At 48.6% G+C, this 12,136-nt stretch carries 13 protein-coding genes; 6 read left to right on the forward strand and 7 right to left on the reverse strand.

The genetic code is table 11. The annotated features are described in order from the left end of the window. Positions 1–417: 417 nt before the first annotated feature. From E1919_RS12680 to E1919_RS12695, 4 genes are all read right to left on the reverse strand, one after another. Complete coding sequence (locus tag E1919_RS12680) at positions 418–786, reverse strand: hypothetical protein (protein ID WP_237144322.1); 369 nt, start codon at positions 784–786, stop codon at positions 418–420. Between the two features lie 187 nt (positions 787–973). Continuing rightward, positions 974–1,747 carry a TIGR03915 family putative DNA repair protein gene (locus tag E1919_RS12685; RefSeq protein WP_162053775.1) on the reverse strand — a complete coding sequence of 258 codons (774 nt, stop codon included), beginning with the start codon at positions 1,745–1,747 and terminating at the stop codon, positions 974–976. Positions 1,748–1,763: 16 nt separating this feature from the next. Then, positions 1,764–1,904 carry a hypothetical protein gene (locus tag E1919_RS12690; RefSeq protein ID WP_162053776.1) on the reverse strand — a complete coding sequence of 47 codons (141 nt, stop codon included), beginning with the start codon at positions 1,902–1,904 and terminating at the stop codon, positions 1,764–1,766. Between the two features lie 154 nt (positions 1,905–2,058). Continuing rightward, positions 2,059–3,324 (reverse strand): putative DNA modification/repair radical SAM protein, encoded by a 1,266-nt coding sequence (locus tag E1919_RS12695; RefSeq protein WP_162053777.1) that lies wholly within the window; start codon positions 3,322–3,324, stop codon positions 2,059–2,061. A gap of 266 nt (positions 3,325–3,590) precedes the next feature. Between E1919_RS12695 and E1919_RS12700 the strand changes: the two genes are divergently transcribed. From E1919_RS12700 to E1919_RS12725, 6 genes are all read left to right on the forward strand, one after another. Beyond that, entirely contained in the window at positions 3,591–5,486 is a 1,896-nt protein-coding gene (locus E1919_RS12700) for a BamA/TamA family outer membrane protein (RefSeq protein ID WP_162053778.1), read from the forward strand. A 74-nt stretch (positions 5,487–5,560) separates the two neighbouring features. Further along, the gene (locus E1919_RS12705) at positions 5,561–6,187 is read left to right on the forward strand and encodes a Dps family protein (RefSeq protein WP_162053779.1); all 627 of its coding nucleotides are present in this window, start codon (positions 5,561–5,563) and stop codon (positions 6,185–6,187) included. Between the two features lie 241 nt (positions 6,188–6,428). Next, positions 6,429–7,265 carry a CvfB family protein gene (locus tag E1919_RS12710; RefSeq protein WP_162053780.1) on the forward strand — a complete coding sequence of 279 codons (837 nt, stop codon included), beginning with the start codon at positions 6,429–6,431 and terminating at the stop codon, positions 7,263–7,265. 232 nt (positions 7,266–7,497) lie between these two features. Then, on the forward strand, positions 7,498–8,169 hold the full coding sequence (locus E1919_RS12715) for an oxidoreductase (RefSeq protein WP_162053781.1): 672 nt from the start codon (positions 7,498–7,500) through the stop codon (positions 8,167–8,169). A gap of 45 nt (positions 8,170–8,214) precedes the next feature. Next, a complete protein-coding gene (locus tag E1919_RS12720; protein ID WP_162053782.1) occupies positions 8,215–9,000 on the forward strand; it encodes an SAM-dependent methyltransferase in 786 nt (261 codons plus the stop codon). A gap of 113 nt (positions 9,001–9,113) precedes the next feature. Beyond that, on the forward strand, positions 9,114–9,605 hold the full coding sequence (locus E1919_RS12725; RefSeq protein WP_162053783.1) for a hypothetical protein: 492 nt from the start codon (positions 9,114–9,116) through the stop codon (positions 9,603–9,605). Positions 9,606–9,720: 115 nt separating this feature from the next. On the opposite strand, the gene E1919_RS12730 is transcribed toward E1919_RS12725, so the two are convergent. Genes E1919_RS12730 through E1919_RS12740 form a run of 3 tightly spaced genes read right to left on the reverse strand, consistent with a single transcriptional unit; the run spans position 9,721 to position 12,055 of the window. Further along, positions 9,721–10,662, reverse strand: a complete 942-nt coding sequence (locus E1919_RS12730) for a succinylglutamate desuccinylase/aspartoacylase family protein (protein WP_162053784.1) — start codon at positions 10,660–10,662, stop codon at positions 9,721–9,723. Then, positions 10,663–11,565: a 30S ribosomal protein S6--L-glutamate ligase gene (gene rimK / locus E1919_RS12735; RefSeq protein WP_115563564.1), complete on the reverse strand. Its 903-nt coding sequence runs from the start codon at positions 11,563–11,565 to the stop codon at positions 10,663–10,665. Between the two features lie 7 nt (positions 11,566–11,572). Next, positions 11,573–12,055 carry an ATP-dependent zinc protease family protein gene (locus tag E1919_RS12740; protein ID WP_162053785.1) on the reverse strand — a complete coding sequence of 161 codons (483 nt, stop codon included), beginning with the start codon at positions 12,053–12,055 and terminating at the stop codon, positions 11,573–11,575. Between the last annotated feature and the right edge of the window lie 81 nt (positions 12,056–12,136).

Here is a 12,136-nt window from a genome sequence, read left to right on the forward strand (position 1 = left end):
GCACAAAAAGATAGCTTTGCGCACAAGCTATAGTGTTCATCCGCAGGCTCTCCTTTTAAACTTGTCTCAATAAAGTAATATTCCCTTATATATTAAAATTAAATATTAAATATTTATTTTATTTGATAAATAAACGCTAAATCAAGCTTTTATCAGCTTTTCTCTCTTGTTCAGATTAGATAGTGGTAAGCAGACATGAACTAGTCTAAACTAAAAAATGCCTCAGAGCACGTGTGCTCCGAGGCATTTTGTTCTGTATGTAAAATTTTTCACTGACTGATGTTACGTACAAAATGCTTTCTTGATGAAAGACAAAAAGGCACAAAAAAAGGTAGAGCGGCAGCCTAAGTGTTACTTTGCTACCGCTCTACCTTTTTGGAGTTACTTTATTTTTCAGAGGCTTAACCTCATGTTATGCTACAGATAAGACTTGTAATTCTTACCGTCCTGCCAGAATTCGCGGCAAGCCTCCCGCTGCTCCTGGATAAATTTATGATTTCGTTTCAAATCTTTCCAACTGCCATAGCCGAGGCGTTCACAAAGCCTGAAAAAGTTGTCGCCTTGGTTTTTCTGTCCTTTCACCCGCACCAATGCGCTGAGCAAAGGTCTGCCAGCAGCATGCTCTTTTTCTGAAATCTCGTCGATTACCTCTGTCAGCATCGACTTCTCGTAGGTGTTTTCTAAATTCAGGCCGAGTTCAGCCTCGTAGATTAGATTTTGGAAGGACATCAGGTGCGCCCGACCTCGGGCTACTTGAATTAGTTTCTTTCGTACCCTTGTGTTCATAGTGCATGATATGTTTTACGCAACGTAAAGAACGGAGCGATATTCTCCCCCCGGATCCTCTACCTGCAAATACAACTTAAAAGTAATATATATCACATTGAACGTATTTTAGGGGAAATGGTTGCAACTCTAGTGCAGTTATTTTCTTTTTTTAGTGCAAAATGCTAGGTTGATGCACAAGAAGCTGCTAACGAAGCGCTTGGGGCTGCTTCTCAGACAGATATTTCCAATAGCGCCTGGGGATGTGGCGCAGGTGTAGTTTTGGGTTCTTTCGCTCCGGAATGTTCACATGGTCGAAATACACCTGCCATAGCTGTCGATACTTGTCTTCTTCCGCATCCATAACCCCATCAGGCATATTTGTACCCTGCCGAAGCGGTTGCTCTAACTTTATGAAGGAGGTGTTGTGCAGGTCATAATAAATACCATAGCGGCGTCGGGTGTCATAAATGGCCCAGCGCTGATCCGCATACCGTTTCCGGAAGTGATTCAGGATAAGTGGTAATACGTTAAAATCAGGGGAAATAGTGGCGTAAAACAGCTCATCCGCCGTTTTCTGGAAACGCACGAAAGCTTCCATGCGATGCTTCTCACGGTGCACCTGCTTTGCCGCCTGTTGTATCTGCAGCACACAGGGCGCGGCAAAATTGCCTTCGATGTTTTCTTTTGTTTCGAAAACCAAGCGGATGTAGTCGAAAATGATGCGATCAAACCCCGCTTGCTCCCAAAGGTAGGTGTAATAAAGCTCCTGCAAGGCTCCCGCTGACAGCTTTTTCTGCAGCCCCTGCCATACCCGCTGCGCCTTCTGCTCGTCTGCTATTACCGCAATGGTTTCGCCGAACATAATGGGCTGCGCCACTTGCTCCTGCTCGATGCTGGCAGGCCAGGCTTTTCGCTCATAGGCCTCAAACACCACTGTTAGCAGCCCTTCAAAAGTACCATCGTAGGTATACAGGTGCATAACTATACAGGCTGTGTTATTTATTACCGTTATAGCTGTTGCGGTTTTTGTCTCCGGGCTCAGACTGCATTCTGGCAGACAGGCTTTGCAGCTGCGGCACCAGCATATTCAGTTTACAGCAAAGTGACACACGGGCAACCTTCTGATTTTTTCTCATGACAGTAACTTCTTTAGTTTGAACAGAATTAGATGTATGACTTGACTTGACTAATTTCTTTTTTGCTGCGGCCATCGCTCTTAAAGTCATATGATGCTGAACACAAGGCTTCCCCTTCTTTTTTCCTCTCACATGCATGAACATAAGCCCGGTATTAGCCAACCTGACGGAACAAATCCAGTTGCTGCGTTAGCAGCGCGCTGCGCACAGAACCATCGCCGAACAGAATCTTATTGCGAATCTGCTGCGAGTCAAGTTCCTGCCTTTGCAGGCTTTTGGTCTGGCAGGTGATAAAGTACTTTGCCCGTTTCAGCACCACGCCCATTTGGCGCAGATGCTCGAAGTTTAAATGTGTAAACCTCCTGGCCGACACAATTTTTTTAGCTGACTTTACCCCGATGCCCGGCACACGCAATATCATTTCATAGTCGGCTATGTTTATCTCCACCGGAAAAGCAAAACGGTTACGCAGTGCCCAAGCTAGCTTAGGGTCAATATCCAATTCCAGGTTCGGGTGCAGTTCGTCCACAATCTCTTTAGCATCAAACCCATAGAAGCGCATCAGCCAGTCGGCCTGGTAAATGCGGTTTTCCCGGATAATGGGTGGCTCCGTGATGATGGGCAAACGGTTATCGCTGCTCACGGGCACGTAACCGGAATAGTACACGCGCTTCAGGCTATATGACTTGTACAACTGGTTAGAGAGCTGCAGAATCTGGTGGTCGTTCTCAGCAGAGGCACCCACAATCAGTTGAGTGCTCTGGCCGGCAGGCGCAAAGGCAGGTGCTGACTTGAACAGCTTCTTCTCTTCTTTTGCCTGTAGCAGTTGCTGACTGATGGAACCCATCGGCAGCAGGATTTCGGAATAGTTTTTCTCCGGTGCCAGTTGCTGCAGGCTTGCCTCCGAAGGCAGCTCAATGTTCACGCTCAGCCTGTCGGCATACAACCCCGCCTCTTTTATCAGCTCCTCACTGGCACCTGGTATTGTTTTCAGGTGAATGTACCCATTGAACTTATGGTCGTTCCGCAGCTTTTTAGCCACCCGTACAAGGCGCTCCATGGTATAATCCGCATTCTTGAAAATGCCGGAACTCAGGAACAGCCCCTCGATGTAATTGCGGCGATAGAAGTTAATAGTGAGATCCACTACCTCCTGCACTGTAAAGGCTGCCCGCTCTACATCATTGCTTTTGCGGGTAACACAGTAGGCACAGTCGAAAATACAATGATTTGTGAGCAGAATCTTAAGCAACGAGACACAGCGGCCATCCTCTGTATAGCTGTGGCAGATGCCCATTCCCTCGGCATTTCCTAAACCTTTGTTCTCGTTTTTGCGCTTCCCGCCGCTGGAAGAGCAGGAAACATCGTACTTTGCAGCATCTGCTAATATCTTTAGTTTATCAGTTATTCTACTGTCCATACACTTGACTTTCTGTGCTTTTTATGTTTTAAAGATACAGCGGAGCAGGCATATAAACCAATATTTTTAGCAATTTTTTATTCACAATGTTATCAACACCTGTTGATAAACTAAAATTATTAGTAAATATTGATTCAACGCAATCATCCATCCGGTTGCAATAGTTCAGAGGCTATTTTATAAACAGGAGGAAACACTATTGGCGTAATAAATCGTTATATTAGTAGCCACAAAAACCTATGCACAAGCAAGGTTAACTTCTGTTCATGTTTTGTTCACACCCTTTCTTCCGCTGTTTACTAACAGTATGCCTTACCGGCTTGCTGTTGCTGCTGGTGGAGGTGTGCCAGGCACAGCAGGCAACTCCCCCACTCCAGCAAGACTCCACCGCTACCGACACTACCAAGCAGAAATTCGATGACCGTGTGATGGAGAACCTGCGGCAGATGTCGGAGCGAAAGACCATCATGGGCAAACTACTGAAGGCCGTATTGGTGTTTGACCGGGGGGGTGAGGAAGTATATGGTTTGGATGCGGAGTTAATTGAGAAGGAGTATGAGAAGCACACGTACAAGATTGTGCGCCGCATCGATTTTATGGGGATGAAACCCTTTGGGTATTCCGTCCACGACACCACCAAAGTACCCAAGAATTTCTTTGAAAAGGCAGGTAACTCCCTGCACATGAGAACAGGCCGCGGCCTTATTCGCAACAAACTGCTCTTCGAGAAGGATGCACCCCTGGAGCCGCTGGCACTTGTAGAGTCTGAGCGTTTGCTGCGCCAGACAAGGTACATCCTGGATGCCCGCATTATTGTGAATGAGGAAACCACTACCGAAGACAGCGTGGATGTATTCGTCATTACAAGAGACATCTTTAGCCTGGGTGGCTCCGGCTCTTTTGACCCCTCCTCCGGCCGGGGACGCATTACGCTGCGTGAGCTGAATTTCCTGGGCCAGGGCCACCAGGTGGAGGGCTCCTACCGCTTTAACCTTAACAACAGGCCCCGCCCCTGGGAAGCAGCCGGCTACTATACCATTGAAAACATCGGCCGCACCTACATTTCCGCCGACTTGGCCTACGTAGATAAAAATTACCATAAAGAGAAAAGCGTGCTGCTGCGTCGCGACTTCTTCTCTACCAACACCAAGTATGCTGGTGCGCTAGGAGTGAACTGGATGGAACAACGCATTATGTTAGCCCCTACCTCAGATGACACCATCGCCCACTTTGCCACACTAGGCTACAACCGGCAGGATGCCTGGCTGGGCCGCTCTTTCAGGTTCAAGTCCTACAACCTGGGGTACGAACCCCGCAGCCGACTCATTCTTGGCCTCCGCTTTACCCGTACAGACTTTACTATAAAACCTTCTGAAAGCTTTCAGGACAACACGCTGGTTATGGGAAGCCTGGGTTACAGCATCCGGAAGTACTACAAGGACCGTTACCTTTTTGGCTTTGGTAGAACAGAGGATATTCCGACAGGCACCCTCCTCTCCCTGACCACAGGCTATGAAAAAGGCGACCTCCGGGACCGGAAGTACTTTGGCGCTTCGGTGTCCATGGCAAAATACCAAACCGACTTCGGCTACTTGTACGGCAAAGCCTCTTACGGCTCTTTTGTGCGGGATAGCCAATGGGAGCAGGGCGTACTGCAACTGGAAACCTTATACTTCACAAAGCTGTCGGAGTGGGGCAACTGGAAGCTGCGCCAGTTTTTCTGGGGCCGGGGCACGTGGGGCATCAACCGCAACCCGGAGGAGTTGCTCTCAATCAACGACGAGAGCGGACTGCGGGGCTTTCGCTCCACCCTTTTACGGGGTTCCCGCCGTGTTGCGCTAAACTACGAGGCTAACCTGTATACTCCGTTTTCCCTGTTCGGATTTAAACTGGCCACGGTAGTTTTTGCAGATTTCGCATGGCTATCCTCCCGGCACGAAAGCTCACCGTTTAAAGGAGTACCATATCGCGGCTATGGCGTCGGGCTCCGCTTCCGGAACGAGTACTTGTCTTTCAGCACTATACAGTTCTCCGTGAGCTATTATCCGCAGCTTCCGGTCAACGAAGAAATCAAAGCCTTCCGGATTTTTAACACCTCGCGGCCCTACTACGACTTCCAGGACTTCCAGTTCACGCGCCCGGGCGTAGCTGACTTTTATTAAATTCCTACGTATCTTTTTGGGAGCTTTACCTGTTTAAGAGGTATAGAAAGCATTAAGAATACAAAAACAACACTATGGAAAAAGTAAGAGAAAAATCAGAATATGAAGGAAACCCGGTTGGCTTAACAAAAGACACAGCCACCAAAATGGCAAAAGAACTGGACCGCCACCTTTCCTCCTTCATTATATTATATAACCAATACCACAAGCACCACTGGCTCGTTGAAGGCCCGCAGTTCCGCGACCTGCACCTGTTTTTTGAAGATCATTATACCCAGATACACGAGCAGTACGATGCTATTGCCGAGCGTCTGACCGTGATGGGTGTTGTGCCTACCTGCCACCCGGCAAAGCAGATAGAACTTTCTTATATCGAGCATGAGGAAGAAGGAGAGTTCCGTATCCGGGAGATGCTGCAGAAGGACATGGAAGATGAGAAAACCATTGCCATAGAACTGCGCAAGTCTATTAAACTGGCTATGGAACACAGTGACTTTGGCACAAAGACGCTGCTGGAAGGCATTCTGTTCAAGACAGAGGACCGTTGCCACCACATCGAGCACTTCTTAGGTGAAGACGGCCTTACAATTGGTTTACTTCACAAGCCAGAAGATATTATGGAGGAAGATGACAAAGCCTCAACCGGCACAAAAGGACTGAGAACAACTGCTAAAAAGTCTACTTCTAAAGAAAAGGCTTAAGCTAAAACACAATTGAAACAAAGAAGGCAGCTCGGCAACGGGCTGCCTTCTTTGTTTCCAGAGCAACCGAAGTGAAAGCCTATCCACTTAAACCGTAATTAACCTGTACATTTCAGTACGCCAACTGGAATATACAGCACGCCCCTTCTATATACTTTGCCATATCTTTTAACCGGGGCAGGATTTCGCTAATTTTGTAAAAGCTTTCCCGTATAACAGCAAACACACAGAAGATAAAACGATGGTAGAACTTGGCAATTACAATGAACTGGAGATAGCACGAGAAGTGGATTTTGGGGTATACCTTACCTCTGATGACGGAGACATCCTGCTGCCGGCCAAATACATTCCCAAAGGGGCACAGGTGGGCGACATGGTGCGTGTGTTTATATACCGCGATTCCGAGGACCGTATTATTGCCACCGACCTGGAGCCTTACGCCACAGTAGGTGAGTTTGCCTGCCTCACCTGTACCGATACCGCCCCGTTCGGCGCTTTTCTGGAATGGGGACTGGAGAAAGACCTGTTGGTGCCCCTCGCCAACCAGAAAGATAAAATGCAGGTAGGCCGCAAGTACTGTGTGTACCTCTATTTAGATGAAACCTCAGACCGAGTAGTGGCTACGACTAAACTGGGCAAGTACCTGCAGAACGAAGACATGCAACTGACAGAAGGCGAAGAAGTAAAACTATTGGTGGCAGGCTTTACAGACATCGGCATAAAGGTAATTATCAACAACGCCTACATGGGCATGCTTTACCAGAACGAGGTGTTCCAGGACCTGCAACTGGGAGATAAAACCACCGGCTATATCAAAGCCATCCGCCCGGACAATAAAGTAGACGTGACACTGCGCAAGCCAGATGCCACCATATTAAGTGAGGCCGAGGATGCCTCTGAAAAGATAATGCGCCTGTTACAGCAGGGCAACGGCTGGCTTCCCCTCTCCGACAGCAGCACACCGGAAGATATCTATAAGACCTTGGGCATGAGCAAGAAGAATTTTAAGCGCGCCATCGGAGGGCTTTACAAGGCAGGCAAAATACAACTGGAGGAAGGCAGCATCCGCCTGAAGTAGTTCACAGCATCCCACTTTAGGTTTAGTGTATAGCTAATAGATTGCACCGGGTAAAAAATGAGCCTGGTGCAACACGTACTCTAGTATAGGTCCGGCGAAACGACGAATGAACATCTAGATAGTATAGCCATAGAACTCCAGACACCTCAAAACAACAATTTTAGGTGAATCTACTAAACTTTCAGACTATATAGCCATGAAGAACGTACTGTCTGCGTAAGAGATATACCCTATGCAAAAAGTGAGGACTGCCCTTATTGCAGGAGGCAGCGGACTTGTTGGCGGCCACCTTCTGAACCTGCTCCTGAGGAGCCAGCGTTACAGCGAAGTAATTTCGATTGGCCGCCGCGAACTGCCCCTGATACACCCTAACCTGGAACAGCGTGTGGTGGACTTTGACAATCTGAAGAACTTCGCCTCTACATTGGTGGCTGATGATGTATTCTGCTGCCTCGGCACTACCATTAAAAAAGCGGGCTCCAAAGATGCTTTCTACAAAATAGACCACACTTATGTAGTACAGTTAGCGGAAATAACGGCTAACAAAGGCGCTGCTCAATTCATCGTCGTTTCTGCTATGGGTGCCGATGCCGGCTCTATGATATTCTATAACAAAGTGAAGGGCGAGATGGAGCAGCATGTGCAACAACAGCCTTTTACAGCTAAGCACTTTTTCCGGCCAGCGCTGCTGCTGGGTGAGCGGGAAGAACAACGCACTGGCGAGGAACTGGCGTCTAAAATTATGAAACCCCTGAGCGGACTGATGATTGGGCCGCTGGAGAAATACAAACCCATAGAGGCCGAAACAGTGGCCAAAGGTATGCTCTACGCCGCTTCTCAGGACAAGCCGGGCGTGCACATCCACCCATCAGACGAGATTGCCGAACTGGGCGCTAAACTTTAGCGCCTGCCACACCGTAAATTTCAGGCAGACACAGTCTCATTTTTTATGTCCTTACAACCACTAGAGCACGTTTTCCCAAAAGTATCCCACTATGACCCGGATTGGGTGCGCAAGCATTCCATGGGCGAAAACGTACTCTTCAACCTCGAGAGCCTTACCAAGTCGCTGGAACTGAAGCCGGGCATGCGGGTATTGGATCTAGGTTGCGGCAAAGCCATCAGTTCCATTTTTCTGGCAAAAGAGTTCGGCGTAGACGTCTGGGCCGTAGACAATGCCATATCAGCCAGCGATAATTACCAGCGCATACTGGATGCAGGCTGCGAGGGAAAAGTTACCCCGCTGGAGGCTGATGCCCGTTCCCTGCCCTTTGCCGAAGAGTATTTTGATGTAGTGATCGTAGTAGACTCCTACACCTACTTCGGCACCGACGAAAAATACCTGCCTTACATTGCCCGTTTCCTTAAGCCGGAAGGCTGCCTGGCGATAGTAGATGTCTGTTTTACACAGGAAATAGACACGCTGGAGCAGGTGCCCGATTTCCTGCGCGAGGACTACCAGAAGTACTGGTATTTTATCCATACCATCGACTGGTGGCGCAAACTGTGGGAGAAAACGGGGCTGGTGCACATAGAGGCGGCGCAGGAACTCGAGGAAGCACAGCTAGTGCGGGAACATTATGTAAAAGACTTCGAGAAAGAAGCCCAGCCTGACCCTTTCGCAAAGGCACTACAGCTTGACAAGCAGTATTTTATATCCTTCTTTAAACTGATTGGGCGGCGCACCCAAAAAACAGCTTACCTGCAGAACTACAAAAAGGAGACTAAAAAGTAGCGCCTCCTCACACAATAGTCACTTTCTGCTTCGTTAGAATTTCTATATTTGCAGCCGCTGCGAAATACTGTGCAGCGCCGTCTATTGCTCATTTATCATTTCTTAACGATTCCATGAAGACTATTATTTACCGCTTTTCATTTGCTCTTGCTCTCATGCTGTGCATGGGCTTTGGCGCCCAGGCTCAGGAATACCAGACAGGTATCGGTTTCCGGGGCGGCGCCGCATCCGGCCTCACAGTAAAGCACTTTATCAAGAGTGATGCCGCAATAGAAGGCATCCTGAGCACCAGCTTTAAGTACAGAGGCACTGTGATAACCGTGCTATACGAGAAGCATGCGCAGGCATTTAACGCAAGTGGCCTGCAGTGGTACTATGGCTTAGGTGGCCATGTGGGCTTCTACAACGGCCACGACTACTATGACCGTAGCCACAGAAACTATGATGACAATGTTGTTGGTTTAGGCGTAGACGGTATACTTGGCCTTGAGTATTATATCCGTGATATTCCCTTCACCATCGGTGCCGACGTAAAACCATACTTCAACATCCCGCGCGGTGGCGGCTTCTGGGACACTGCGCTTCACGTGCGCTACGTGTTTTAGGTGCTGAACCAACAGTTTAAATAGAAGAGGCCCCGCTAAAAGTTTAGCGGGGCCTCTTCTATTTAAAAGCACTTCTTGTTTAGTATTCTTAAGCTGAGTCGCTATTTCTCCTCACTCAAAAAGAGATATGCATCAGCGCATCGCCCTGGTTTACAACGGGCATGTTGTTGAGGCCGACGATGTAGCCTGCAGCGGGAGCATTCAGCCGCACTTCCATCTCCCCGTAAGGATCCGTAATACTGCCGATGTTCTGGTTCTTCTTTATGTATTCACCCAACCTGACATAGCTGCGCCATAATCCTGCATTCTTTGCCCGTAGCCAAATGTCTTTCATACATACTACGCTTTCTTCGTGTGGCGGCGTAAAACTAGCCATCATACCCAGGTGGTGCAGCACGCGACAGGTACCTTCTATACCCAAGCTTATTCCTTTCTCATCAAACCGCAGCGACTCGCCTGTTTCGTATACCATGATAGATTTACCCAGTTTTGCAGCCTCTTTGCGCAGCGAGCCTTGACGGTAAGGGGAGTTCAGAATAAATGGTGCGCCAAAAGCTTTTGCCAACTCGTCATTCCGGTAGTCGGCCAGCACGCAGCGTATCTGAGGGTAATTGGCGCGGCTGGAGCCACCCGTGTGAAAATCCAGTCCATAGTCCACATACGGAATAATTTCTTTCATGAAACGGTACGCCACGCGGCTGGCCAGTGAGCCGTCGCGGTTACCCGGGAAACTGCGGTTCACATCTTTGCCATCGGGCACTTCCCTCGAAAAATTCAGGAAACCATAGATATTCAGTACTGGCACTGCAATGATAGTTCCTTTCAGCGGGTACAGCATTTTCTTGCTGAGCATGCGCCGGACAATCTCTGTTCCGTTTACTTCATCGCCGTGCATCCCGGCCATCAACAGCACCACCGGGCCATCATGCACGGAGCGGAACACATAAATGGGTATTTCAATAACGGTACCGCTGGGCAGTTTGCTGATGGCCAGTTTAGTCAGCACCTTTTCTCCACGGTCTATGCTTTTACCGTTTATAACAATGGTTTCAGGCATTTATTCTTTTACTTTTTTCTTCTGCTGCCTGTCCGGAAGCCCTTCTATGTACTCGATTATTCTTCCTGCAATATCTTTTTGCGTGGCGCGCTCTATACCCTCTAACCCTGGCGATGAGTTTACCTCCAGGATCAACGGTCCGCGCTTGGACTGCAGCATATCTACACCGGCAATGCCCAAGCCAAGTGATTTAGCAGCCAGCAACGCCGCTGCTTTTTCCTGGCGCGATAACTTAATCAGCATGGCCTTGCCGCCGCGGTGCAGGTTTGAGCGGAACTCCCCCTCCTTACCCTGCCGCTTCATAGCGCCTACCACCTCACCGTTCACTATAAACGCCCGGATATCGGCACCACCGGCCTCAGATATAAACTCCTGCACAATAATACGAGCTTTCAGGTTGTGGAATGCCTCAATCACCGATTCAGCAGCTTTTCTTGTCTCGGCCAGTACCACGCCCAGACCTTGTGTGCCTTCCAGCAATTTGATCACGAGCGGGGCGCCTCCAACCTCTTTTACCAATTCGGATGTTTGTTTTGAGTAGTTGGTAAAAGCTGTTTTAGGCATGCCCAAGCCGGCACGCGAGAGAATTTGAAGGCTGCGCAGTTTGTCCCGGGAGCGTACAATGGCCTGAGAGTCTACGGCACTTCGCACTTTCATCATCTCGAACTGGCGCACCACTGCGGTGCCATAGAAGGTAACGGAAGCACCGATGCGCGGAATAACGGCATCTATATCGGTTAAGCGCTCGCCCTTGTAGAGGATGTGGGGGTCGCCCTGCTCAATTACAAGGTCACAGCGCAGGTGGTCTAGTACAACAGCCTGGTGCCCCCGCTGCTCGGCTGCTTCTACTAAGCGGCGGGTAGAATACAGCTTCTGGTCACGGGAGAGTATAGCAATTTTCATAAATGCTTTATTTCTTGATTTGTTTGATCTTTAGTTTGTGAGCGAGGTTTTTACGGGATACATCCACTATAAACCTGCCCTTCAGCAATTTTCGCCCAATAAGAACGGGGTACTTCATATCGCTACGGTCCGACAACGAAAACTCGGCTTCAATTGTCTCATCGAAGAATTTTATTTTTGTACGGATGACATATCTTTCCTGCACCTCTCCGAAAGAGCTTTTAATCTCTCGCAGGTCATACTCTGAAAATATGAGCTTTTTGTGGTTATACTGCGGGTGTGAAGGGTCCAGCAGGTCCAGGGCGATTACCGTCGTTCCATCTGGCTTTGTTTCTTCGTGTATATTTGAACAATGGATGGCAGACGTATAGGCTCCTGTATCTATCTTCGCTTCTATCTCGTCTATGTCCAGTTCCGGAAACGAGACTAACTCACGCCTCCCGATGATTCTCTTCTCAGAAGTTGGCTTGATTTGTTTCCCTTCTTTCATAGGCTTTTCTGAATTATGAATTAGGAATGCTGAATCATGAATGAGATTGAGAGGGTACCGATTGTATACAGCTTTTACCAC

It is taken from the genome of Pontibacter pamirensis (genome assembly GCF_010015475.1).
In the GTDB taxonomy this organism is placed as follows: Bacteria; Bacteroidota; Bacteroidia; order Cytophagales; family Hymenobacteraceae; genus Pontibacter; species Pontibacter pamirensis.